Origin of the sequence: Boseongicola aestuarii (genome assembly GCF_900184815.1) — a bacterium.
Taxonomy (GTDB): Bacteria; Pseudomonadota; Alphaproteobacteria; order Rhodobacterales; family Rhodobacteraceae; genus Boseongicola; species Boseongicola aestuarii.
Map to the genome: position 1 here is coordinate 106,306 of NZ_FXXQ01000010.1, position 24,451 is coordinate 130,756.

Consider the following 24,451-nt stretch of genomic DNA (forward strand, 5'->3'; position numbering starts at 1 on the left):
CTTTTAATCCTCTCCGGACACTTCAAACAGAGAGGCATCGTCATGTCAGATCGTGTGGATCGCGCCGGGCTACAGGTTGATCGCCTGCTTGCAGAGTTCATCGAAACCGAAGCGCTTGCCGGAAGCGACGTCACTGCCGATGCGTTCTGGTCGGGTCTCAGCACTCTCGCGCATGACTTTGGTGCAAGGAACCGCGAACTTCTCGAAATCCGACAGACAATCCAATCCCAGATCGATGACTGGCATATACGCCACCGTAATCAGCCCCACAATCACACGGCCTACACGGCTTTTCTGAAAGACATCGGATATCTCGTCCCCGAAGGCGATGACTTCGAAATCACCACCTCCAACACGGATCCGGAAATCGCCAGCATTCCGGGGCCGCAACTGGTCGTGCCGATCACCAATGCACGTTACGCGCTGAACGCGGCAAATGCGCGTTGGGGCAGCCTTTATGATGCCTATTACGGGACCGACGCCACAGATGGCGCACCGCCCTCCGGGCCGTACAACAAGGGGCGGGGCGCGCGTGTCGTTGCCAAATCGCGGGTCTTTCTTGACGAAGCCTTCGCGATCGAAGGCCTGAGCCACGCCGACGCGCGTCGCTATCATGTCCACAACGGCGCACTTCTGATCGACGACCAGCCACTCGTCGATCCGTCCAAATTCATCGGCTTCAAGGGCCACCCGAAAGCGCCCGAAGCGGTTTTGTTGCGCAACCACGGGCTTCATGTAGAGCTGGTTTTTGACCGCACCCACCCGATCGGCAGCCGAGATCAGGCGGGGCTGGCGGATGTGCGGCTGGAGGCAGCGGTCAGCGCGATCCTTGATTGCGAAGACAGTGTCGCCTGTGTCGATGCCGAAGACAAAGTGGTGGCCTATCGCAACTGGCTGGGCCTGATGAAGGGAGATCTGACCGACACCTTCGAAAAGGGCGGCAAAATCGTGACGCGCGCCCTGAACCCCGACAAGGTCTTCACCGCGCCGGACGGAAGCGAGGTGACGGTCAAGGGCCGCGCGCTGATGCTGGTGCGCAACGTCGGTCACCTGATGACCAACCCGGCCATACTGGACCGCGACGGCAACGAGATTTTCGAAGGCCTGATGGACGCGATGATTACGACGCTGATCGCCAAACATGATCTGGCGCGCGATAGCGGCAATTCGGTCATGGGGTCGGTCTATGTGGTAAAGCCCAAAATGCACGGGCCGGACGAGGTGGCCTTTGCAGACGACACCTTTACGCACGTTGAGCGAACGCTGGGGCTGGCACGCGACACCGTTAAGCTAGGGATCATGGACGAAGAGCGCCGCACGACGGTCAACCTCAAGGAATGCATTCGTGCCGCGAAATCACGCGTCGCATTCATCAATACTGGTTTCCTCGACCGCACGGGAGACGAAATTCACACTTCCATGGAAGCGGGGCCATTCAGTCGCAAGGACTGGATCAAGCGCAAAGCCTGGATTTCGGCCTATGAGAACCGCAATGTCGATATCGGGCTGGCCTGCGGTCTTTCGGGCAAAGCGCAGATCGGCAAAGGCATGTGGGCGATGCCGGACCAGATGGCGGCGATGCTGCAAGCCAAGATCGAACATCCGCAAGCCGGGGCAAACTGCGCCTGGGTTCCGTCTCCGACGGCGGCGACGCTGCACGCTCTGCACTATCACAAGGTCGACGTTTTTGCGGTGCAGGCCAAATTGAAAGCAGGCGGATCGCGCGCACATGTGGACCAGGTGCTTGATATTCCGCTGGCTGCGTTCCGTATGTGGGACAAGCGCCAGATCACCCGCGAGGTCGAAAATAACGCGCAAGGCATATTGGGATACGTCGTGCGCTGGATTGATCAAGGCGTCGGATGTTCGAAAGTGCCGGACATCAACAATGTTGGTTTGATGGAAGACCGCGCAACTTGCCGCATCTCCGCGCAGCATATCGCGAACTGGCTGCATCACGGCGTCGTGGACCGGAACGAGGTGCGCGCGATCATGGAGCGCATGGCGGTGGTCGTCGACGGTCAGAACGCGGGCGATCCGTCATATGCTCCGATGGCGCCGGGCTTTGAAGGGATTGCCTTTAAAGCTGCCTGTGATCTGGTGTTCGAAGGCCGTGTGCAGCCATCGGGATATACCGAACCGATCCTCCACCGCCGCCGCCTTGAGTTGAAAGCATCTCTTTAAGATCGACGCGCCTTGCGCGCCGATCCGCCGGGGCCATTCTGCCCCCGGACTCCTTGAGGATATTTTCCAACAAGAGAAGGGTACAGCCGCGCGCGTGTTGGATGCCATTGCGCGAATTTGCACGTTGGGCGAGTGAACCTGTGCGCTAAGTGCAGTTATCAAGTGTTGGCATTTGCCTTAGGAGGTTGCCAACGAGGAAGGAAATTTCTTTGCGTCCAGTTGTCGGCATCATTGGCAATGCTTTTTTGATCAACGATGAATATCCGGCCCATACCGGGGGGCGGATGAACAGTCAGGCTGTGGCTGAGGTCTGTGGCGCGCTGCCCCTGATCGTGCCGGCAGACCCTGCTCTGGTTGATGTGGACGATTTGATGGCGGCCTGTGACGGTTTCGTCTTCACCGGAGCCCGGGCAAACGTACACCCCGTTCATTACAATGAAGAACCCACCGAGGCGCATGGTGTGTTTGATCCGGCGCGAGATGGCGTGACCATTCCGTTGATCCGGGCCTGTGTTGCACGCGGCCAGCCGATCCTGTCGATCTGTCGCGGCTTTCAGGAGTTGAATGTTGCGATGGGCGGTTCGCTTTACACTGAAATCCGCGACCTGCCGGGCAGGGTGAACCACCGGATGCCGCCCGACGGTACCATCGAGGAGAAATTCGAGATCCGCCAGAACGTGACGTTCACGCGGGATGGTGTGTTTCATCGTCTGATGGGCGCCGAAGTCGTGCGGACCAACACGCTGCACGGGCAGGGGATCAAGGACACGGGGGCACGGATCGTCATTGATGGTTGGGCCGATGACGGCACGCCCGAGGCGATCTATGTGAACGGCGCACCGGGTTTCACCTTGGGGGTTCAGTGGCATCCCGAATACAAGGCGGCAGAGGATCCGGTTTCGCGACCGCTTTTCGAAGCGTTCGGCAAGGCCATTGCCGATTGGAAGAATGGCAAGCGCTCGGGTGATCTGAAAATCGCCTGATCTCCAAGTTCTCTTTGATTGAGGCCCATCAAATCGTGCGGGAGCTTCTCGGGTAGGTATGCTTTGTCAAAACGAAGGTACCCCGATGAAAACCGCGATCATTTATGCCTCGACCGAAGGCCAGACGCGCAAGATTGCGCATCACGCCGAAGACTTTTTGCAAGGGGAGGGGCACGGCGTCACTCTGCGAAATGCCACCGATGCCGGAGACCTTCGCCTGAGCGAGTTTGACGCGGTCATTCTGGCGGCCTCGGTGCATGCCGGGAAATATCAGTCGGAAATTGTCGCCTATGCGAAAGATCACGCCAATGCGCTGAACCAAGTGGCGTCGATGTTCCTGTCTGTCTCGCTCGGGGCGGCGGGCGACGACGCGACCGAATGGAGCGCCTTGCGATGCTATGTCGACGACTTGAAAAACGACACGGGCTGGACTCCCGACAAGGTCGAACACGTCGCAGGCGCGTTCAAGTTCACGGAATACGACTTCTTTCGCTATTGGGCGATGAGGTGGATGGAGTCCAAGAGAGACCCATCGGCCCCCGCGGGCGAGGATCGCGAATATACCGACTGGGACAGACTGGACAAAACCTTGAAGGACTGGACGCGCGCCCGGTCTGCTGCCAGTTAGGTCGTCGGACAACCTACAGGGAGTGCGGCGCGCATGAAACGCTCGACGATCAACGAAATCATGGCTGCGGCGGACGACTTGATCCGCCACCATGGCTTTACCTTGCCGCCTTTTGCCTATTGGACGCCGGACGAATTCCGCGCCCGAACCGACGCCCGACGCATTGTCGAGGCGCGTATGGGCTGGGATATAACCGACTATGGTCAGGGCGATTTCGATGCGCTGGGCCTGTTCCTGTTCACCCTCAGGAATGGCTCACTCGCCGATCTGCAGCGCGGTCGCGGCATGGTCTATGCGGAGAAACTGCTGATTTCGCGGCAAGACCAGATCAGCCCGATGCACACCCATGTGATCAAGTCCGAGGATATCATCAACCGGGGCGGGGCTACGATGGTGATCGAACTCTTTGGCTCGGATGATGATGGGAACTGCGCGTCAGATCGCGGTGGTGTCGTGCTTTGCGACGGAATCGAGCGCGCTTACGCGCCGGGTGAAAAGCTGAAGTTTGCCCCTGGCGAAAGCATAACGTTGATGCCAGGTGACTGGCACGCATTCTGGGGCGAAGGGGGGGACGTCTTGATCGGTGAGGTCTCAACCGTGAACGACGATATCACCGACAATATCTTCCGTGAACCGATTGGCCGCTTTGCCGAAATCGATGAGGACGTGGCACCGACCCACCTTCTGGTCAGCGATTACGACACCTGGCTCCCGGTCTGAGGCAATTCCATCTCGAAGCGCTCCAGTTCGACATTCAGCCGCGTGACGACGTCACGGGCCATGACGTGCCAACCGCGCTTTTCGAGGAAAGGTCGCAGATAGTGGCTGGCGTGCGTTGTAAGGCGGACGAACTCGCTTGCGCGCGCCTGTTCCAACAGTTTGTCGTAAAGCTGTAAGGCCGTGCCATCACCGCGTGCTCGGGAACTGACAAAAAACATATCGAGATATCCATCTTCTCTCAGACTGATGAAACCGGTCAGACCGTGCTCATCCGAGGTCACCCACGCGCGGGCGGCCGATAATCGCGGCAGCCACCATTCCTGAACGATCGGAGAGGGAACCCATGCATGGCGCTGAGCGGCGTCATAGAGATCAATTGCGCCTTGATGGACAGCTTCGAAATAGACCGCGTAGCTCGCCTCGGCGTCAGTTGGTTCCCATTTGCGCATTATGTCACCGCAGCACGGGCCCGATAGGCCGGCGTGTCCCATTCGTTGGAGTTCAGGATGTCTTCGAGATGTTTGGCGGCGCCGATTATTTCGGCTTCGCCGATGTAAAGAGGCGTCACGCCGAAACGCATGATGTCTGGTGCGCGGAAATCACCAATCACGCCGCGCGAGATCAGGGCCTGCATTACGGCATAGCCTTCAGGGTGGCGAAATCCGACTTGCGAACCGCGCTTGGTGCCGTCCCGAGGAGATGCAAGCGTCACATCGCTGCAGCGCGCCTCGACTTCAGCAATAAAGAGGTCGATCAATTCGATCGAGCGCGCGCGCAGCTGGTCCATGTCGACGTCGTCCCAGACATCAAGAGCTGCGTCCAAAGCCGCCATTTGCAACATCGCCGGTGTGCCGACGCGCATCCGGTCAATACCCTGACCTGCGCGGTAATCCAGATCAAACGCGAACGGAGCTTCATGTCCAAGCCATCCCGACAAAGCGGGGCGCACATCCTCGGTGATCTCGGGCGCGACATAGATGAAGGCCGGACCACCGGGGCCGGAGTTCAGATACTTGTACGTGCATCCCACGGCGAAGTCCGCCTTGCCGTTCCTGACGTCCACAGGAAAGGCTCCCGCCGAATGTGCCAGATCCCAGATTGCCAAGGCTCCGGCGTCATGCGCCCGGCGCGTCAAAGCAGGCATGTCATGACGCCGCCCGGTTCGATAATCGACCTCGGTCAACATCAGGCAGGCAACGCTCTCATCGATATGGTCGGCGACGTCCTCGGGTGCGACGACCTTCAGTTCATGTCCGCGATCAAGTGACTTCAACAGCCCTTCGGCCATGTAAAGATCACTCGGGAAGTTACCGGAATCGCTCAATATAACACGACGCTCAGGGCGCAAATCCAATGCTGATGCCAGCGCCTGATAGACCTTGATAGACAGCGTATCGCCCATGACGACGCTGCCAGCGGGCGCACCGATTAACCGTCCAATGCGGTCACCGACCCGGCGCGGCATGGCCATCCATCCCGCCTTGTTCCAACCGGTGATCAGCATCTCGCCCCATTCGTCGCGTATCATAGCCTCGACGCGGGCCGGTACGGACCTTGGCAAGGGACCAAGCGAATTTCCATCAAGATAGATCATGCCCTCGGGCAGATTGAAGAAGCGGCGGGTTTTTTCAAAATCTGTCATGACAAAAGCCCATAGCGCCGCAAGGGCCGCACCGCTAGGCTGGACGTCATGATGAAATGGATTGATCTTCCGCCCGTCTGGACCATCGCTGCCCTGGGCTTAACCTGGCTCATGCCCATTACCGCGCCATGGGGTCCTGCAACCCTGCCTGGACGCATCGCTCTGGGCGCCGCTGCGCTTCTGATCGCCGCGTCGCTCTTCGAGTTCATGCGCGCACGCACAACAGTTATTCCGCGTGAGGCCCCTTCGGCCCTCATCACTACCGGCATATTCCGCCTCTCGCGCAATCCGATCTACCTGGCAGACTTGTTGATCCTCGCGGGCTTTTCTTTGATCTGGGGCAAATTTTTCGGCCTTGTTCTGGTACCGGTCCTCGGCTGGCTGCTTTTTCGACGTTTTATCGCGGACGAAGAAGCGCGCCTGCAGGCGGCCTTCGCAGGCGAATACGACGCCTATCGCGCACAGACACGGCGCTGGATATGAAATCTAAGGGCGCTCAGGACGTTAAGGCATTGAGAAACCCGTTCCAGACCATTAGACATCGCCCGTATTCGACCCATGTCTGCCAACAACAATACCATTCGGGGGATAGTCCATGAAGATCGGAGCGCCGAAAGAAAGCGCAAGCGGAGAAGCACGGGTGGCGATGACGCCAGCAAGTGCCAAGGACCTGCAAAAGCTCGGCTATGAATGTTTGATCCAGAAAGGCGCTGGCGAAGCCGCTGGTTTTTCTGACGCCGCTTACAAAAAGGCCGGTGTTTCGGTCGTCTCTGGGGCCGCGCTTTGGAAAGACGCCGATATCGTCGCCAAGGTCCGCCCGCCCACCGACGCCGAAGCCAAAAAGCTTTCGGCCAACCAAACTCTGATTTCCTTCTTCTATCCGGCCTCGAACGAGACGCTGATGGAGACAGCGAAAGAGCAGGGCGCAAGCGTCATTGCAATGGACATGGTCCCGCGTATCAGCCGCGCTCAAAAGATGGATGCTCTGTCTTCCATGGCGAACATCGCCGGCTACCGCGCTGTTATAGAAGCCGGAAACAACTTCGGCCGCTTCTTCACCGGTCAGGTGACAGCCGCTGGCAAGGTGCCTCCCGCCAAGGTTCTGGTCGTCGGTGCTGGTGTCGCAGGCCTCGCCGCAATCGGCACCTCGACCTCGCTTGGTGCGATCACACTGGCCTTCGACGTCCGTCCTGAAGTGGCGGAACAGATCGAGTCGATGGGAGCTGAATTCGTCTACCTCGACTTCGAAGAAGAGGCGCAGGACGGCTCTGCAACGGGTGGCTACGCCGCTGTATCCTCGCCTGAATTTGCCGAAGCGCAGCTGAAAAAGTTCCGCGAACTGGCCCCCGACGTTGACATCGTCATCACGACGGCCCTGATCCCGAACCGCGACGCACCTATCCTGTGGACCAAGGACATGGTCGAGATGATGAAGCCCGGTTCGGTGATCGTCGACCTTGCTGCCGAACGTGGCGGTAACTGCGAACTGACGGTCAAAGACGAAAAGATCGTCACGAAGAATGACGTGACTATCGTCGGCTACACAGATTTCCCGAGCCGCATGGCCGCACAGTCTTCGCTGCTGTACTCGAACAACATCCGCCACATGATGACGGACCTGACGCCCGAAAAAGACGGGCAGGTTGTGCACAACATGGAAGACGACGTGATCCGGGGTGCCACGATCACCCATAAAGGCGAGATCACCTGGCCACCCCCACCGCCAAAAACCAAGGCGATCGCGGCGCAGCCCAAGAAAGACAAACCAAAAGAACTGACGCCCGAAGAGAAGAAGGCCGCAGAAGCTGCCGCCTTCAAGAAAGAGACCAAGACGCAGATCACCGCGCTGGCCATCGGTGGTGCGCTGATCCTCGCGGTTGGCCTGGTGGCTCCCGCCAGCTTCATGCAGCACTTCATCGTGTTCGTGCTCAGCGTGTTCGTCGGCTTCAACGTCATCTGGAACGTCGCGCATTCGCTGCATACACCTCTTATGGCGGTCACGAACGCGATCTCGTCGATCATCATCCTCGGCGCGCTGATCCAGATCGGGTCGTCCTCGACGATCATCACGATCCTGTCGATGCTCGCGGTCCTCATGGCCGCAGTAAACATCTTCGGCGGTTTCCTCGTCACACGGCGCATGCTCGCCATGTTCCAAAAGTCGTAAGGGGGCGGGATAATGGATTTCGGTTTCACAACAGCGGCCTACGTTGTCGCAGCAGTTCTCTTCATCTTCTCGCTTGGTGGTCTTTCGGGGCAGGAAAGCGCGAAACGTGCAGTCTGGTACGGTATCGTCGGTATGGCGATTGCGGTTCTGGCCACGCTCATCGGTCCTGGTGCCGGTCTTTGGTGGTTGTCGATCATCCTGATCGCACTCGGAGGCGTTGTCGGCTACCAACTGGCCACCAAGGTCGAAATGACCCAAATGCCGGAGCTTGTCGCAATCATGCACTCGCTTGTCGGCCTCGCGGCGGTCTTTGTAGGCTTCAACGCCGATATCATGATCAACGCAGCCACAGCGCTTTATGCTGAAAACGGCGGCGTTCTTGGCGCTGTCGGCCCGGATGGCTATACAGCAATCGGCCTGCCAAAAGAAATCACCGACGGCCTTTCTGCCTTCGGCCAACTTGTCGCCAAAAAGTCAGGTGTTGAGATCACTATCCTGCGCGTCGAGCTTGCCCTTGGCATCTGGATTGGTGCGGTCACTTTCACCGGCTCCGTCATCGCCTATGGCAAGCTTTCCGGCAACTCCAGCCTTCTGCCATTCAAGATCGACACCTCCGCCAAACAACTTCCCGGCGGTCACCTTCTGAACGCGGCAGCGGCAGCGGGTTCGGTTATCCTGCTGTTCATGTACCTTGGCGGTGCAGGCAGCTGGACGCTTGTCCTTCTGACGCTTCTGGCGCTGTTCATCGGATATCACCTGATCATGGGCATCGGCGGTGCGGATATGCCCGTCGTCGTTTCTATGTTGAACAGCTATTCCGGGTGGGCGGCAGCGGCGATTGGCTTCTCGCTGGGCAATGATCTTCTGATCGTGGTCGGTGCACTGGTCGGCTCGTCCGGTGCGATCCTCAGCTACATCATGTGCAAAGCCATGAACCGCTCGTTCGTCTCGGTGATCCTCGGCGGCTTTGGAGGCAGCTCTGGCCCTCAAATGGCAGTCGAAGGCGAACAGATCGCGATCGACGCCGACGGCGTCGCGACCGCTCTGAACGACGCCGACAGCATCGTAATCATCCCCGGCTATGGCATGGCGGTAGCACAGGCACAGACGGCCGTTGCTGAGTTGACGCGAAAACTGCGCGCGCAAGGCAAGAACGTGCGCTTCGCGATCCACCCGGTCGCAGGCCGCTTGCCGGGCCACATGAACGTGCTTCTGGCCGAGGCGAAGGTGCCTTACGACATCGTGCTTGAAATGGATGAGATCAATGACGACTTCCCCAATACGGACGTCGCCATTGTCATCGGCTCGAACGACATCGTGAACCCCGCAGCGCAGGACGACCCCAACAGCCCCATCGCCGGTATGCCGGTACTGGAATGCTGGAAAGCCAAGCAGGTCTTCGTCTCGAAGCGCGGGCAGGGCACGGGCTACTCGGGTATCGAGAACCCGCTGTTCTTCAAAGAGAACACGCGCATGTTCTATGGGGACGCGAAAGCATCGCTCGATATGCTCTTGCCGAAAATCGACTGAGATTGCGCCGCGCTGCCGCGCGTCGCGAGGGGGCCGCTGCTGACGCAGCGGCCCTTTTTGCCTCCGGCGGGGATATTTTTCCAAGAAGAAATGCAATCTCGCGGTTGACCCAGATGGATTGGGCTACAGGTCCGACGGGAGGTAAAAAGGATCAGGATAATGATGTCGAAAATAGCGGTGGTGTCTCTTTTGCTGTCGGGGACACCTGCTTTCGCTGATCTGGAGGTCCGTTTCATCGAAGGCGCACCAAAGGACCGGTTCACCTTTTCCGCAAGTGAAGATCTGTGCGCCCAGGGGCCAGTTGCGATCGATCTTGACCTTGTGGGATCGACCGGGAAGTTGGTGTTCGATGTTTCAGATGGCGGCGCGGGCGTCGAGGTTTTCCAGCCGCTTGAGGTGGTTGAAGGTATTGAGCTTCTGGTGCGCACTTCAACTGTTCTGGATGGAGAACAAAGGGTTGCCATTGACCTTGCTTCGCTGCCTTCGGGCGCTTCTTTTGCTTTCACCATTGATGTCGATGATACTTTGGGCGGGCGAGAGATCACCGTCTCGGGAAGTGAAATCGCGGGAGCGGCGGTCTCGGTTCAAATGGGCGACGAAACCAGGAATGCTGTGTTCGATGCAAGCGCCAGAGCTACGATCAGTTGGTCATCCTGCGACTCCTGATGTCTGTCTAAGCGGCGCGCCATTCCCCCGGTGCCAGCCCATCAACCGAACACGCGCCCACGCGCCAGCGCACCAGGCGCAACGTCGGAAAACCGATATGTGCCGTCATTCGTCTTACTTGTCGGTTGCGACCCTCGGAAATAGCAACTTCCAGCCAGGTGTCTGGAATGGACTTGCGAAAGCGAACAGGGGGATCACGCTCCCACAGACGGGGCGGGTCGATCAATCGCACTTTCGCAGGCCGCGTCCTCCCGTCCTTCAGCACAACACCTTTTCGCAACGGCTCGAGGTCAGCTTCACCAGGATCGCCTTCGACCTGCACAAGATACACCTTCTCCGTTTTGGCCTTGGGACTGGAAATCCGCGCCTGCAACCGACCATCATCGGTCAAGACCAGAAGCCCCTCGCTGTCGCGATCCAGCCGCCCCGCCGCATAGACACCGGGAGGCAGCCCAAAACCTGACAGGGTCGCGCGCTCGGTCGGGAACTTGGCATCCGTGAATTGCGAAAGAACCCCAAAAGGTTTGTTGAAAAGGATCAGACCGGCCATGCCCTTGGGCTATCGTCAATGAAACCCGACAATCAAGCGCGTTTCACAACTACCTCATAGCCGGGTTCTTCCGGCTCATCATCCACCATCTCGGCGGGAAAGCCCGGTGCCGTGATATCCAGTCCCGTCGCTTCTTCCAGCCTGCGGATAATGTCGTCCGATTGCGCCCGCGCGCCATAGCGTGCCTGACCGTCTTTGAATATCTCGATCAGCAGGGGTGAAATTTCCAAAGGCACGCCTTCTTCTTCGGCAATTTTCTGGAACAAACCGATGTCCTTCAGCACCAGGTCCATCGTGAAATCGATCGTCCGCGAGCCATTCAGGATCACCTGACTTTCCGTCTCATGCACGAAGGACGTGCCGGACGAGATACGGATCGCCTCATAAGTCGTCGCAAGGTCCAAACCCGCCGCCTTCATCGTCACCATTGCCTCGCAAACCGTCAAAAGGTTCGCGGTGGCCAGATAGTTCGTCATCACCTTCAACGTCGAGGCGGACCCGATAGGCCCCGTGTGCAAGACCCGTCGCCCCAGTGTGGTCAGGATCGGCAGCATCCGTTCGAACGTCTCGCGATCGCAGCCTGCGAAGATCGAGATATTCCCCGTGGCCGCGCGATGACAGCCCCCCGACACAGGACACTCGATTGCCGCCGCGCCCTTGGCCTGAACCAGTTTGGCAAGCCGCGCCATTTCATCCGCATCGGTGGTCGACATCTCGGCCCAGATCTTGCCGGGAACCATCGCTTCAAGGATCCCCTTATCGCCTTCCATCACGGCCGAACAAGCGGCGGGCGAGGGCAGACAGGTCACCACCAGGTCCACGGCTTTGGTCAATTCAGCGGCACTTTCGGCCCAATGTGCACCCTTTGCCAGGAACGGCTCCGCCAGCGTCGGGTCCAGATCGCGCACCGTCAAATCGAACCCGTTGCGCAACAGACTTCCCGCAAGCTTGCCGCCCACGTTTCCCAAACCAATAAACCCGACCTTCATTCACATAATCCCCAAAATGAGCGTTTCCTGCACGATTGTCCCAGCAGCCGCCGTCAATCGCGCCCGTTTGCGGCACGGCACCGCTTGTTGCGACGCTTTCCGGACAATGCATATTAAATGAAAACCAAAGGGCGCGTTCCGATTTTGTATTTGGTGTGTCAGTGCAATCCGGCTAAAACATTCCGATTCTTATACCTTTTTTGAGAAGTCCTTTGCGATCTATGTGTGATATTCCACCCGTGCGAGCGGCCCATTGACCATGCCGGCCCTGGCATCGGATGTGTTACCTCAAGGGGATCCGGCCCTATTGAATCGCGTCGCGTGGCGCTGTCGCTGGTCCTCGCGCGAAAAAAGCGAAGCCTATGCCAAAGCGGCGCTCAGGACGGCCTGCGAAGCCCCCGGCGAAACCATGAAAGTCCCGCGGGGGTTTGCATATCTCACTCTGGCATGGCAGGCGAAATGGCGCGGCGAAATCGATGCCTCGATGGCTTATTGCCTCGATTGTGAAAACTGCCTGAGCGAAATCCATCACCCCGAGTCACGTGCTCATGGCTACTCGATCCTCGGCGTCCTCCATTACTCTCGCAATCGCCTCGATCTTGCCGCAAGCGCCGTTAAACGTGGTCTTGGGCTGGTCAATCCCGATGAGCACATCGAAGCCTACATCGACCTTCTGACGACCAGAGCGACAATTCAGCGATACAAGGGCGACAGTGCGCGGTCCGGTCTTACTCTTGGCCTCGCCCGCGACCTTGCCACTGGTCAGGAACTGGCGCGAGTCGAACATAATATCGCCCGCGGCATGATGCGCGACGACGTGGTCGAAAAGGGATTGCAACACGCGAAAACTTCGCTTGAGCTATGCCATAAACACGCCAATCGCGTGGTTTTGCCCTATGCACAAGAAGTGCTCGGGGCCTGTCAGATGGCGCTTGGTGACTTCACGGCAGCCGAAAACGCCTTCACGGACGGCCTCGGTATTGCAATCGAAGATCGCGATTTTCGAGCCCAGTGCCAAATCATTCAACGCCACGCCGCGCTTGAACACGCGCGACACGACCTTGAACGCGCCCGTGACCTCAATCGGTTCGGCGCACAGATCGCCAAGGAAATGGGCTACGATCTCTGGAGCCGCGATTTCGCGCTCGCTCTGGCGGGGGTCTATGAAGACCTTGGCGATTTCCGAAAATCGCTTGATGAACACAAACGCGCATGGCGTTTCGAAAAAGCGCGCCGGACTTGACGTCGCAATAGCCTTTCGGCCCATTCATTCCGTGGCAGGCGAAACCCTCCAATCGCCCCGGACCCAAGACACAAAACTTGTCATGGCCACCCATGATCTTGGGCGGGCCCGCCTGATTGCCGCCCATGCCAACTTTCTGTTAAACGGAAAAAACGTCGAATCCGCGGCTGCTGCCGACTTCTCTGCTGTCCCCGAGACTGCCGCGGCCCAGGCCTTTCTGAAAGGAGACATCGTCGAATGATCGCTCGCTTGATCGCCGTGCTCACGGCCTGTTGCATCGCCCTTACGGCACAGGCCGAGCCCCTGCGGCTCGCAGTCACGACGTCGTTTCAGAACTCCGGCCTCAGTGACGTCCTGTTGCCCGAAATCGCCGCCGACACCGGCCTGGACGTCCAGCTTCTGGTGGTCGGCACAGGACAGGCGATCCGCCTGGGCGAAGCTGGAGATGTCGATGCCATCCTCGTCCACGCCCGCGCCGCCGAAGAGGCATTCGTCGCTCAGGGCTACGCCACACACCGGCGCGAGATCATGTTCAACGACTTCGTCATTCTTGGGCCGACCGACGATCCGGCCCATGTCAAATCCGCCTCCACCGCCGCCGAGGCCCTCTCAAGCATCGCCGAAGCCCAAGCGCTATTCGCCAGTCGCGGTGACGACAGCGGCACCCACAAACGCGAGCTGGCCCTCTGGGAACAAGCCAATATCACCCCCATGCAGTCATGGTACCGCGCTCTCGGTTCCGGCATGGGTGCTACGCTCAATACCGCCGTCGCGATGCAGGCCTACACGCTCAGTGATCGCGCAAGCTGGCTGAATTTCGGCAACAAGGACGGTCTCGCAATCCAGTTCTCCGGAGACGACGCGCTTCAGAACCAATACGCCTATCTGCCCATAAACCCCGCGCGCCACGGCCATGTAAACCACAGCGGCGCGCGCGCGCTTGAGGACTGGTTGGTCTCTCCAAAAGGCCAAGCCCTTATCGGTACCTATGAAATCGCCGGCGAAACGCTTTTCACGCCAAACGCAAAGGACCGCTGACATGGAGCAATATCTCGGGGTCGCTCTGCTGTTTGCCTGGGCGGTCAACATCTGGGTCTTCATGGGCGTTTACGACACGCGCCCCGGACTTTCCCGACTGGCGCTCTGGGCGGTGGTTCTGCTGATCCCGGTCCTTGGCTTTGTGGCGTGGTATCTTGTCGGCCCACGCCCCGCACGCCGCTAGCGCGAGAAATTCACCCATTGCGCGAAAGCATATCGCGCACGTTGCAACCCGTCCGGAGCAGGTGGGAAGGGTGCTGCGGCCTCCGCCGCGCGTAGGGCCGCCGTGTCAAACGCCGCAACACCGCTTGAGCGATCGATGCGCACGCCGCCCAAGCGCCCATCCGCCAGAATATCCATCTGCAAACGCACGCGGCCCTCGCCACGCGCGCCGCGCGGATAACTCTGATGCCGCGCAATCCGACTCTGGATCTTGCTCGCCCAGGCGGCCTGCGCCGCCTGCCACGCCGCCGGAGAAAGCGTCGCCACAACTTGTGTGGCACCAAGGTTTCCCGCGCTGACCCCGCCCCCAGTGCCCCGCGCCACAATCGCGGCCGTCGGTGCCGTTTCGCGACGAACGGGCCGGGCGATCGGGCGTGGCGTTGTCAGGGCTGCGGTCACAGCCTCCTCCGGCGCTTCAAATGCGGGGGCAGATGGCGGTGCCTCTGGCATCGCCGGAGCAATCACCCGCGCAATTTCAATGTCACGCCCCGCATCCGGTTCGCGCGGGGCAGGGACCTGAACCGCAGCCAACACCGGACTACGTGCGGCGGAAACCACCGGCGCCGTCAAAATCTGCGGACCCTCTCCCAGCTTTGAAACCGAGACATCGACGGGCGAATCCGACCAGACATTCACCTTGGTAAACGCTGGCTCGGAAACCGGTGCCTCAGGCGACTGGCTGACCTGTGACACCTCCGGCACGGCCTCCCACTCTGCAACCAGATCGGCAACGCCGGGTGATGCCGCCTGCAAGCTCAGCGCGGCGCGCCCCTCAGCGCCAGTACCTTCAAATCCACCCGTTGCCGCGAAATACCCAAAGCCCGCCACATGCACGCCCGCCGCCAGTCCGAACGCCACAAGGAAATCCAGCCGCCCCATCATGCCACGGCCTCCATCGCGTCCGCAGTTTCCCGGATAGCCACCGCAATCGCTGCCAAACCGTCACTCAAAGCCGCAGGCCCAGGCGCCAGCACCAGAGGCGACTTCACCTCAACAATCCGACCCCGTGCAACAGCCGGAATATCCGCCCAACCGGGGCGTGCGGCGATCTTCTCGGGGCGCACCTTCTTGCCGCACCAACTGGCGATAATCAGATCGGGACGCGCCGCGATCACCTGCGTCCCATCAAGGATCCGCCCCTTCGCCCCTTGCGAGGTCGCCCGATCCGCAAACACATCCACTCCGCCCGCAATCTCGATCAACTCCGACGCCCAGGCGATCCCAGCAATCGGCGGCTCATCCCATTCCTCAAAGTAGACCCGAGGCCGCAGTCGCCCCTCGGCAGCGCGCCGGACCCCATCAATATTTGTGCGCAATTCATCATTCAAAGCCTGGGCTTCAGGCCCCCGGCCAACCAATGCCCCCAGCATCGAGATCATCTCGAAAATGCCCGGGACCGAGCGTTGGTTGAACGCATGCACCGCCACGCCCGCCCGGATCAGGTCCGCAGCAATGTCGGCCTGCAAATCTGAAAAGGTCAGCACCAAATCCGGTTCCAGCGCCAGGATTTTCGGCACATCTGCCGAGGTGAACGCCCCGACCCGAGGCTTCTCGCGCCGCACGCGGGCGGGTCGTACGGCATAGCCGGTCACCCCGACAATGCGATCTTCAGCGCCCAGAAGATAAAGCGTCTCAACCGTCTCCTCGGTCAGACAAACGATGCGCTGCGGCCCCATCATGCCGCGCCCTCCAAGGCATTGGTCACGTGGAACGCGTCGCCATCCCAACGTCCAGAGACCTGAAACACGTCCCGCAGCAAATCCTCGCGCAGCACCTCACGAGGCGCACCATCCGCCACCAACCGGCCGCGATGGATCATCACCAACCGCGAGCAATGCCGCGCCGCCAATCCCAGATCATGCATCGATACCAGCACCGACTTGCCCTGCGATGCCAAGGTCAGAAAGACCTGCATCAGGCTGAACTGATGAGCCGGATCGAGACCAGCGACAGGCTCATCCGCCACAATCAAAGGCGTTTCCTGCGCCAGGACCCGCGCAATCAGAACACGCGCCTGCTCACCGCCCGACAATGCCGTCGCATCGCGCTGCGCGAAGTCCGTCAACCCCATCTGCGCCAACGCCCGCGCGACCGCAGCATGATCCGCCTCCGACAACTTCCGACCGCCTGCCAGATAAGGTGACCGCCCAAGTCCGACCAAAGTTTCGACGGTGACAGGCCATGCAATCTCGCGCGCTTGCGGCAACCAAGCCGCCGCCTTTGCGCGGTCACGCGCGGGCAGGGCGGTCAGAGACGACATCCCCGACGCCGTCAAAAGCCCCAGAGCGCCCCGCATAAGTGTCGTCTTGCCCGCTCCATTTGGCCCGATCAGCCCAACGACCTCGCTCGGGCCAATCTCTAAAGATACGCCGTCTACCACCAGACTCCCGCCCCGCAGCACCGTCAAACCCTCCAGCGTCAAAAGGCTCATACCCCAGCCCTCCGCGTGCGGAATATCAAGTGCAAAAACACCGGCGCGCCGATGAACGCTGTCAAAACGCCAAGCTTCAGGTCCCGGTCCGGCAGCAATCCCTGGGCTGCACTATCCGCCAACAGAACCATCGCGGCGCCGCCCAAGGCCGAAGCAGGCAGCAAACGCGACGGCAGCCCGCCCGTCAGAGGGCGCAGGATATGCGGCACGACCAAACCGACGAACCCGATCGCACCCGTCACAGCCGTCGCGGCCCCCACCGCCAATGCCGTTCCCGCAACGACCATCAACCGAAGGCGCGCAATACGAACCCCCAAGGCCTCCGCGGCGTCCTCGCCCAAGGTCAGGGCGTCCAAACCGCGTCCGGTCAAAAACAATACCCCGCCACCCAATGCGATCAGCGGAGCCGCCAACCAGACATGCGTCCAGCTTCGATCCGCCAGAGACCCCATCAGCCAGAACACGATCTCGCTCGCCGCGAAGGGGTTTGGCGACAAATTCAAAACCAACGACGTTCCTGCCGCCGCCAAAGCCGAAATTGCAATCCCCGCGAGGATCAACACCAATGACGTCCCCCGAGGCCCCGCCAACAACAGCAGCAAACCAACCGCGATACCGGCACCCACCAAAGCAAACAAAGGCAACGCCAAAGCAAACGCCGCCGCCAATCCGGTTTGCAATGCAATCACCGCTCCCAATGCCGCCGTCGCCGAAACGCCGATCAACCCCGGCTCGGCCAGCGGATTGCGCAGCAATCCCTGCATCGCGGCCCCTGAAAGCCCCAAAGCCGCCCCGACAAATGCCCCCAGTACCGCGCGGGGCAGGCGAATCTCGCGCATCACGACGGTCTCAGGACCTGCACTGTCGAAAAACAGCGCCGACAAAGCCCGTGATGCAGTCATCCCCGAAGGCCCGGTGATCAGCGATATCGCGAACGCAAAAACCACCAGAGCGCAAAGGCCCGACACCACAATAAAGCCCCCCGCATTCCGCGAGGCCCCTGAACGGCCGGTTGTTTCGTCTGCCACAGCCAAGGCCGACCCCCAAAACGACCCTGTGCCGGGTCGCCACGTCTCTTCCAAATGTCCGAAATGCAAACACACCCCGGACGGCGAACTCATGCCACCACGCCGGAGAAACCGTAGTCCGTACACGCGCCCCGCGCCCCGAACTGGGTGAACGCCTCGGCAGGTCTCCTGACTTCGCGGGTCGTAGCTCGGGCCTGCCTTCCCAGACGTTACGTCCAGTGGCGCGCTCAGCCGTCGCTCGCCGCTTACAGTTGCGGGGGCAGTCACGGAATAAGGCCAAAGCCCGCACCGCGTTCCCTTTTGCCCGGCAGTCACCCGCCGGAACCGAAGCTATCAACACTCTGCATGACGGCTTCAGCCCTTCAGAGTCAAGCCCACGCCCGCCACTCAAGAGGTCATCTGCGACACGTCCTGCAAGAATATCTTTTGCCCGGATCCTTGACTTCTTGCGAATTGTTCTCATTTAGTATATGTGACTGCGAATTATTCTCATTTTCAAAACCTGAATACGAGGACGACACGTGCAAAGACGACAGTTCATGACAGCAATCGGAGGCGTTTTTGTCGCCGCAAGCCTGCCACTGCAGGCGTTTGCGCAGTCCGCGACGCTGAATGTTGTGGCAACCACGGGCATGATCGCCGACACGGCGACCCGCGTGGGCGGTGATCTGGTCCACGTCAAAGCCCTGATGGGGCCGGGTGTCGATCCGCATGCGTACCGCCAGACCCGCACCGATATCCTTGCTATGGCGCGGGCTGATCTCGTGCTTTGGAACGGCCTCTATCTCGAAGCGCAGATGGAAGATTTCCTTGCCGATCTGGGTCGCAAAACTCCCGTCCGTTCAGTCGCAACGGCGGTGCCTGCCGATAACCTCGTCAGCCACGATGACTACGCCGACCGTTTTGATCCGCACGTCTGGATGGATCCAAGCCTTTGGAAATACGCCGTCGCCGCCGTGCGCGATGCGATGATCGAAGCCGCGCCGGACAAGGCTGCGACCTTCACGACAAACGCTGATGCGTACATCGCTGAGTTGACCGGGCTTGCGGCCTATACGGAAACTTCACTGGAAAGCATCCCGCCCGATGCCCGCGTTCTCATCACCGCCCATGACGCCTTCAACTACTTCGGACGTGCCTACGGCTTCGAGGTGACAGGCATTCAGGGCATCTCGACTGAAAGCGAAGCGGGCGTGAACCGCATCAGCGAGCTTGTCGATATGATCGTCACGCGCAGGATTGGCGCGGTCTTCGTCGAAAGCTCCGTCTCCGATCGCTCGATCCGCGCTCTGATTGAAGGCGCTGCCGCCCAAGGCCATACCCTCAAGATCGGTGGCGAGTTGTTCTCCGACGCGATGGGCCAGCCCGGCACCTACGAAGGCACCTATGTCGGCATGATCGACCACAACGCCACAACAATTACCAACGCACTGGGCGGCAATGCCCCTGTGCGCGGCCTGAATGGCCGCTTGAGCGCAGGAAGCTAGGGAACACAGATGTTACAGCTCGCAAATGCAGAGAACGTCCGGGCCGAAGCGCAATCCTTGCGCCAAAGCCCTTTTGCGATCCGTGGATTGACGGTTTCATATGACCAGAAACCTGCCGTTTTCTCGGTAGACGCCACAATCGAACCCGGCAAGCTGACGGCCATCGTCGGTCCCAACGGCGCTGGTAAATCCACCATGTTGAAAGCGGCTCTTGGTATCATCAAACCGCTTTCCGGTCAGGTCACACACCTTGGCCGTCCGGTTGCCGACGAAATGCACCGGATCGCCTATGTGCCACAGCGCGCAAGCGTAGACTGGGATTTCCCTGTCCGCGTGATTGACGTGGTTCTCATGGGTCTCTTCCGCAAAACCGGCCTTCTGGGCCGCCTCTCGGGTGCCGACCGCAAACACGCCATGGCCTGCCTCGAACGCGTCGGAATGACCGACTTCGCCTCCCGCCAGATCGGGCAGCTTTCCGGCGGCCAGCAACAACGCGTCTTCCTCGCGCGTGCTTTGGCTCAAGACGCTGACCTCTACCTTCTCGACGAACCTTTTGCAGGCGTCGATGCGGCCACCGAAAAGGCGATCATCGCTGTCCTGAAATCCCTGCGCGCCGAAGGCCGCACGGTGGTCGCAGTTCACCACGACTTGTCCACGGTGCCCGACTACTTCGACAACGTTCTGCTCCTGAACGTCCGCAAAATCGCTGAAGGCCCCGTCGCGACAACCTTCACCGACGAAAACCTCGGTGCGGCCTACGGTGGTCGCCTCGCCACAGCGCGGATCGACCCCGCCGCGGTCGCAGGCTAACCCCATGTTCCTCGAAGCGTTGTTCTTCCAGCTTGGCTACAATGCCACGCTCGTGACCTTTGGTGCGACGCTTCTCGGGATTGCGGCAGGCGTCACGGGCAGCTTCCTGTTCTTTCGCAAACGCGCACTTGTTTCCGACGCGATCAGCCACGCCACCCTTCCGGGCGTTGCACTTGCCTTCATCGTCATGGTCACGCTTGGCTTTGACGGGCGAAACCTCCCCGGCCTCCTCCTTGGCTCCGCCATCAGTGCCGCCCTAGGCCTTTTCGCCGTCCAGTGGCTCTCGTCGCGCACGCGCCTCACCGAAGACGCCGCCATCGGCGCTGTGCTCTCAGTGTTCTTCGGCTTCGGCATCGTCCTCCTGACTGTCATACAAACCATGTCCTCGGGCCGTCAGGCAGGCCTCGAAGGCTTCCTCCTCGGCTCCACCGCGGGGATGCTCTACGCCGACGCACTCCTTATCGCGGGCGGTGGCGCGCTCGCCCTGATCCTTGTTGCGATCTTCCGCCGCCCGATGATGATGGCCAGCTTCGACCCCGAATTCGCGCGCTCAAGCGGCATCAACCTTGATCGTACCGACCTCATTATGATGGGGCTCGTTATGGGCGTCACCGTCATCGGCCTGAAGATCGTCGGCCTCATCCTGATCGTCGCCCTCCTGATCATTCCGCCCGTCGCCGCCCGTTTCTGGAGCGACCGCGCCGACCGTGTCGTCGTCATCGCAGGCGGTCTCGGAGGCCTGTCCGCATGGATCGGCGCTTCGGCGTCAGCCGTCGCACCAAACCTTCCAACCGGCCCGATCATCGTCCTGACCGCCTTTGCGATCTTCACCGCATCGATGCTCTTCGCTCCGGCCCGAGGTCTGCTTATCAGCGCCATCCACCACCGCAATTTCCAACGTGGTGTGCACATCCGCCAGGGCCTCGTTTCGCTCGCCCAGGGCCAGCCGATCTACGAACCCATGACCATCCGCCTTCTGCGCGCCGAAGGCCTTGCACGCGCCGACGGAGTGCCGACCCCAGACGGTGTCGCCCGCGCATCCCGCGTTCTGCGGGACGAAAAACGCTGGGAAACCGCGCGCTCGGACCCGGCGCTTGAAATGGCCGCCGCCCGCTACGACGGTCTCACGCAAATCGAAGACGTCCTGACGCCCGACCAGATCGCCGAACTGGACACCCGCATCGGTGGCCCGCGCGGGGTGACCCCATGAGCGGCTCGGAATTCGTCCCTCTCAGCCTTACGCCACTGATCATCGGCTGTCTCGCCGCCGTCGCCTGCGCTCTGCCGGGTAACTTCCTGATCCTGCGCCGCCAGGCCCTGATCGGCGACGCCATAAGCCACGTCGTCCTGCCTGGTATCGTCGTCGCGTTCCTCCTCACCGGAGCCATCAGCGCCACCGCGATGATGCTGGGCGCCGCTGTCGCCGCTGTCACAGCTGTCGCGATGATCGAAGGCATCCGTTGCTTCGGGCGTATCGAAGCGGGTGCCGCGATGGGTGTCGTGTTCACCGCCATGTTTGCGGGAGGCGTTCTGCTGCTTGAACTCTCCGATACCTCCGGCGTCCACCTCGATGTGGAACACGCGCTCTATGGCAACCTCGAAAGCCTGATCTGGCTCGACGCCACGGGGTGGGGGTCCCTGCTCGAGATCGACGCCCTGAAAGGCCTGCCACCCGAACTGTTCCGCATCGCCGCAGTGGTCGTGATAATCATCACGCTTCTGGCCGTCTTCTGGCGCCCTCTGGCGATCTCGACCTTCGACGAAGGCTTCGCGGCCACCCTCGGTCTGCCCGTCACGGTCATTTCGCTCGGCCTTGTGATCGCTTCGGCGCTGGCCGCCGTCGCCGCCTTTGACGCGGTCGGCTCGATCATCGTCATCGCGATGTTCATCTGCCCACCGGCAGCGGCGCACCTCATGACCAACCGCCTCGGCGCGCAGATAGCCTGGTCCGTTGGCTTCGCGCTGGCATCGGCGATTGTCGGCTTTGTTCTGGCAGGCTATGGACCCCTTTGGATCGGCGGCACAGACGCTGTCAGCGCGGCCGGAATGATCGCCACCGTATCCGGCGTGATCCTTGCAATCACCGCAGTGGCCGGGCCAAGACGGCGCGCGGTGACCTAAGGCGCCCCTCCGGGCCGGTCGACCCGCGCCGGTTCATCGTCTCCATATCCCGCCATGTCCGACGCGATCGGAGGCAAGCGCCGCGTCACCTCGTCGATGTCCAGATCCGAGATTGAATGTTCGTCCAGATGTGACACCAGCGCCGTCTCAAGTTCGGCATTCAAAGCCCGCGCATGCTTGATGTATTCTGCGTTTTTCTCAACCGGCGTGTCCGCTCTCCAAAGACCCGCCAGCTCACGCAAACCCTCGCGATCCTTGCGGTAAAAGAAATGCTCGATCCGGGACGCTTCGATATCGGTCAGCCCCATGTTCTCAAGCACATACCGCCCGGCGCGCAAGGACGAATCAAACATCTCGCGCACAATGTCATCCGCGCCCGCCTGATAAAGCTGATAGGTATGTACCCGGTCATGCGCCCGCGCCACGATATGCAGATCCGGCCGCTTCGAGCGCGCATATTTGACCAGCCGCACCGCCGCCTCCTTGTCGTCCATCGCCACGACCAGAACCTTCGCTTCCTCCAGCCCGGCGGCATGCAACAGATCAGGCCTTGTCGGATCCCCGAAAAAGCCTTTGATCCCGAAACGGCGCATGGTGCTGATGGCCTCCAGATTGTGGTCCAGAACCACCGCCCGAAACCCCGCCAGCATCAAAAGCCGGTTCACGACCTGCCCAAAACGCCCGATTCCGACGATGATGATCTTCTGCTTCTCATCGATCTCATCTTCGTGCGGTGTGTCGGAATGATCCCCCGACATGCGCTTGGAAAGTTGCTCATAGGCGATGAAGAACAATGGCGTCAGCAACATCGAAAGCGCGACAACCAAAAGCAGCCTTTCACCAAGGGCTGCGCCGAATACATTCTGCTGAAGCGAGAACGAGATCAGAACGAACCCAAACTCGCCAGCCTGCGCCAGACCCAAGGTGAACAACCACTTGTCGCGGCCCTTCATGCGGAAAATCAAAGCCAGTAGGTAAAGAACCAGACCCTTGCCACCCATCATCAACAGCGTGAATCCAAGCAATTCGAACGGATCGCGGAAGAAGACCGCAAAGTTGATACCCGCACCCACCGTAATGAAAAACAGCCCTAGCAACAGGCCCTTGAACGGTGCAATGTCGCTTTCCAGTTCGTGCCGGAACTCCGAGTTCGCAAGAACCACGCCAGCAAGGAAGGTCCCCAGTGCCGGGGACAAGCCCACAAGGATCATCAGGAACGCAATGCCCGCGACGATCAGCAAAGCGAAGGCTGTGTAAAGCTCGCGCAGGCGTGCGAAATGCACGAATTTGAACAGGGGCCGCGTCGCAAAAACACCAAACAAGATCACCCCGGCAATTGCTGCCACAGTGACCAAGGTCACGCCCCACGCGGGCAGTTCGGCAAGGAAGTTCACCGCAAATTCGGCACCATGGCTTTCCCCGTGATCCGCGTCTTGGACCTCGGTTCCGGCGCGCGTGATGGAACCGTCGGGCCCGAAACTCGTCATGCCGCCAATGGCCAGCAGCGGCAAGAACGCCAGCATCGGGATGACGGCGATGTCCTGACTGAGCAGAACCGAAAACGAACCCCGTCCGCCGCCAGTCTGCATCAGTTGTTTTTCGCTCAGCGTCTGCAACACGATCGCGGTCGACGACAGCGACATGATCATGCCCACCGCGACCGCCGCCTGCCAGGGCAGACCAAAGACATAAGCGCATCCGAAAGCCACCGCGCCAAGCGTGACGACAATCTGCAAGCCCCCAAGCCCGACCAGCCTGTGACGCATGTCCCAAAGAGTGCGCGGACTAAGCTCCAATCCGATGAGAAACAGCATCAGAACAACACCGAACTCGGCGAAATGCTGCAGATCCTTGGTATCGGCGACCAGCCCCAGAATGGGTCCGATCACGATACCGGCCAAGAGATAGCCAAGCACCGAGCCAAGCCCGAGACGCACCGCCAAAGGCACCGCGATAACGGCTGCCAGCAAATAGATCACCGCCTGAAACAAAAAGCCTTCCATGTGTCTCCT

Annotated in this window: 25 protein-coding genes and 1 riboswitch; of the genes, 16 read left to right on the plus strand and 9 right to left on the minus strand. The window is 60.3% G+C overall.

Annotated elements, in window-relative coordinates; genetic code table 11:
- The first annotated feature begins 42 nt into the window (after nt 1-42).
- The 4 genes from BOA8489_RS14430 (at nt 43) to BOA8489_RS14445 (ending at nt 4,515) form a co-directional block, all read left to right on the plus strand.
- Nucleotides 43-2,184, plus strand: coding sequence for a malate synthase G (locus tag BOA8489_RS14430; RefSeq protein WP_093975005.1), 2,142 nt, complete (start codon nt 43-45; stop codon nt 2,182-2,184).
- 209 nt (nt 2,185-2,393) lie between these two features.
- Nucleotides 2,394-3,167: a gamma-glutamyl-gamma-aminobutyrate hydrolase family protein gene (locus tag BOA8489_RS14435; protein ID WP_245813866.1), complete on the plus strand. Its 774-nt coding sequence runs from the start codon at nt 2,394-2,396 to the stop codon at nt 3,165-3,167.
- An 85-nt stretch (nt 3,168-3,252) separates the two neighbouring features.
- A complete protein-coding gene (locus BOA8489_RS14440; protein WP_176440319.1) occupies nt 3,253-3,795 on the plus strand; it encodes a flavodoxin domain-containing protein in 543 nt (180 codons plus the stop codon).
- 33 nt (nt 3,796-3,828) lie between these two features.
- A complete protein-coding gene (locus BOA8489_RS14445; RefSeq protein WP_093975008.1) occupies nt 3,829-4,515 on the plus strand; it encodes a D-lyxose/D-mannose family sugar isomerase in 687 nt (228 codons plus the stop codon).
- Here the strand turns inward: BOA8489_RS14445 and BOA8489_RS14450 are convergent.
- A complete protein-coding gene (locus BOA8489_RS14450) occupies nt 4,491-4,964 on the minus strand; it encodes a GNAT family N-acetyltransferase (RefSeq protein ID WP_176440320.1) in 474 nt (157 codons plus the stop codon). The genes BOA8489_RS14445 and BOA8489_RS14450 overlap by 25 nt on opposite strands.
- Nucleotides 4,964-6,157, minus strand: a complete 1,194-nt coding sequence (kynU, locus tag BOA8489_RS14455) for a kynureninase (protein ID WP_093975010.1) — start codon at nt 6,155-6,157, stop codon at nt 4,964-4,966. The genes BOA8489_RS14450 and kynU overlap by 1 nt, the downstream gene beginning before the upstream one ends.
- A gap of 48 nt (nt 6,158-6,205) precedes the next feature.
- Here kynU and BOA8489_RS14460 point away from each other — a divergent pair, with 48 nt between their 5' ends.
- The 4 genes from BOA8489_RS14460 (at nt 6,206) to BOA8489_RS14475 (ending at nt 10,520) form a co-directional block, all read left to right on the plus strand.
- Nucleotides 6,206-6,640: a methyltransferase family protein gene (locus BOA8489_RS14460; RefSeq protein ID WP_245813868.1), complete on the plus strand. Its 435-nt coding sequence runs from the start codon at nt 6,206-6,208 to the stop codon at nt 6,638-6,640.
- Between the two features lie 112 nt (nt 6,641-6,752).
- Entirely contained in the window at nt 6,753-8,324 is a 1,572-nt protein-coding gene (locus BOA8489_RS14465) for a Re/Si-specific NAD(P)(+) transhydrogenase subunit alpha (protein ID WP_093975011.1), read from the plus strand.
- A 12-nt stretch (nt 8,325-8,336) separates the two neighbouring features.
- Nucleotides 8,337-9,854 carry an NAD(P)(+) transhydrogenase (Re/Si-specific) subunit beta gene (locus BOA8489_RS14470; RefSeq protein WP_093975012.1) on the plus strand — a complete coding sequence of 506 codons (1,518 nt, stop codon included), beginning with the start codon at nt 8,337-8,339 and terminating at the stop codon, nt 9,852-9,854.
- A gap of 159 nt (nt 9,855-10,013) precedes the next feature.
- Entirely contained in the window at nt 10,014-10,520 is a 507-nt protein-coding gene (locus BOA8489_RS14475; RefSeq protein WP_093975013.1) for a hypothetical protein, read from the plus strand.
- Nucleotides 10,521-10,527: 7 nt separating this feature from the next.
- On the opposite strand, the gene BOA8489_RS14480 is transcribed toward BOA8489_RS14475, so the two are convergent.
- Nucleotides 10,528-11,070 (minus strand): pseudouridine synthase, encoded by a 543-nt coding sequence (locus BOA8489_RS14480; protein WP_093975014.1) that lies wholly within the window; start codon nt 11,068-11,070, stop codon nt 10,528-10,530.
- 32 nt (nt 11,071-11,102) lie between these two features.
- On the minus strand, nt 11,103-12,059 hold the full coding sequence (locus tag BOA8489_RS14485) for an NAD(P)-dependent oxidoreductase (RefSeq protein ID WP_093975015.1): 957 nt from the start codon (nt 12,057-12,059) through the stop codon (nt 11,103-11,105).
- A gap of 307 nt (nt 12,060-12,366) precedes the next feature.
- On the opposite strand from BOA8489_RS14485, the gene BOA8489_RS14490 reads away from it, so the two are divergent.
- The 4 genes from BOA8489_RS14490 (at nt 12,367) to BOA8489_RS14505 (ending at nt 14,524) form a co-directional block, all read left to right on the plus strand.
- Entirely contained in the window at nt 12,367-13,302 is a 936-nt protein-coding gene (locus tag BOA8489_RS14490; protein ID WP_093975016.1) for a hypothetical protein, read from the plus strand.
- Nucleotides 13,303-13,384: 82 nt separating this feature from the next.
- On the plus strand, nt 13,385-13,543 hold the full coding sequence (locus tag BOA8489_RS20510) for a hypothetical protein (RefSeq protein WP_176440321.1): 159 nt from the start codon (nt 13,385-13,387) through the stop codon (nt 13,541-13,543).
- Entirely contained in the window at nt 13,540-14,340 is an 801-nt protein-coding gene (locus tag BOA8489_RS14500) for an ABC transporter substrate-binding protein (RefSeq protein WP_093975018.1), read from the plus strand. Before BOA8489_RS20510 ends, BOA8489_RS14500 begins: the two co-directional genes overlap by 4 nt.
- A 1-nt stretch (nt 14,341) precedes the next feature.
- Entirely contained in the window at nt 14,342-14,524 is a 183-nt protein-coding gene (locus tag BOA8489_RS14505) for a hypothetical protein (protein WP_093975019.1), read from the plus strand.
- Here BOA8489_RS14505 and BOA8489_RS14510 read toward each other — a convergent pair.
- Genes BOA8489_RS14510 through BOA8489_RS14525 form a run of 4 tightly spaced genes read right to left on the minus strand, consistent with a single transcriptional unit; the run spans nt 14,521 to nt 18,114 of the window.
- The gene (locus tag BOA8489_RS14510; protein ID WP_093975020.1) at nt 14,521-15,444 is read right to left on the minus strand and encodes a TonB family protein; all 924 of its coding nucleotides are present in this window, start codon (nt 15,442-15,444) and stop codon (nt 14,521-14,523) included. The two genes, BOA8489_RS14505 and BOA8489_RS14510, sit on opposite strands and share 4 nt — an antisense overlap.
- The gene (locus BOA8489_RS14515; RefSeq protein ID WP_093975021.1) at nt 15,441-16,241 is read right to left on the minus strand and encodes a cobalamin-binding protein; all 801 of its coding nucleotides are present in this window, start codon (nt 16,239-16,241) and stop codon (nt 15,441-15,443) included. Before BOA8489_RS14515 ends, BOA8489_RS14510 begins: the two co-directional genes overlap by 4 nt.
- On the minus strand, nt 16,238-16,993 hold the full coding sequence (locus BOA8489_RS14520; RefSeq protein ID WP_093975022.1) for an ABC transporter ATP-binding protein: 756 nt from the start codon (nt 16,991-16,993) through the stop codon (nt 16,238-16,240). Before BOA8489_RS14520 ends, BOA8489_RS14515 begins: the two co-directional genes overlap by 4 nt.
- Nucleotides 16,990-18,114, minus strand: a complete 1,125-nt coding sequence (locus BOA8489_RS14525) for a FecCD family ABC transporter permease (protein WP_093975023.1) — start codon at nt 18,112-18,114, stop codon at nt 16,990-16,992. The genes BOA8489_RS14520 and BOA8489_RS14525 overlap by 4 nt, the downstream gene beginning before the upstream one ends.
- A 48-nt stretch (nt 18,115-18,162) precedes the next feature.
- Nucleotides 18,163-18,365, minus strand: a riboswitch (cobalamin riboswitch).
- 195 nt (nt 18,366-18,560) lie between these two features.
- On the opposite strand from BOA8489_RS14525, the gene BOA8489_RS14530 reads away from it, so the two are divergent.
- Genes BOA8489_RS14530 through BOA8489_RS14545 form a run of 4 tightly spaced genes read left to right on the plus strand, consistent with a single transcriptional unit; the run spans nt 18,561 to nt 22,439 of the window.
- Nucleotides 18,561-19,508: a metal ABC transporter solute-binding protein, Zn/Mn family gene (locus BOA8489_RS14530; protein ID WP_093975024.1), complete on the plus strand. Its 948-nt coding sequence runs from the start codon at nt 18,561-18,563 to the stop codon at nt 19,506-19,508.
- 9 nt (nt 19,509-19,517) lie between these two features.
- Nucleotides 19,518-20,318, plus strand: a complete 801-nt coding sequence (gene aztA, locus BOA8489_RS14535; RefSeq protein WP_093975025.1) for a zinc ABC transporter ATP-binding protein AztA — start codon at nt 19,518-19,520, stop codon at nt 20,316-20,318.
- Nucleotides 20,319-20,322: 4 nt separating this feature from the next.
- Nucleotides 20,323-21,528 (plus strand): metal ABC transporter permease, encoded by a 1,206-nt coding sequence (locus BOA8489_RS14540; RefSeq protein WP_093975026.1) that lies wholly within the window; start codon nt 20,323-20,325, stop codon nt 21,526-21,528.
- Nucleotides 21,525-22,439 (plus strand): metal ABC transporter permease, encoded by a 915-nt coding sequence (locus BOA8489_RS14545; protein ID WP_093975027.1) that lies wholly within the window; start codon nt 21,525-21,527, stop codon nt 22,437-22,439. The genes BOA8489_RS14540 and BOA8489_RS14545 overlap by 4 nt, the downstream gene beginning before the upstream one ends.
- Here BOA8489_RS14545 and BOA8489_RS14550 read toward each other — a convergent pair.
- Nucleotides 22,436-24,442, minus strand: a complete 2,007-nt coding sequence (locus BOA8489_RS14550; protein ID WP_093975028.1) for a cation:proton antiporter domain-containing protein — start codon at nt 24,440-24,442, stop codon at nt 22,436-22,438. The two genes, BOA8489_RS14545 and BOA8489_RS14550, sit on opposite strands and share 4 nt — an antisense overlap.
- Nucleotides 24,443-24,451 lie beyond the last annotated feature (9 nt).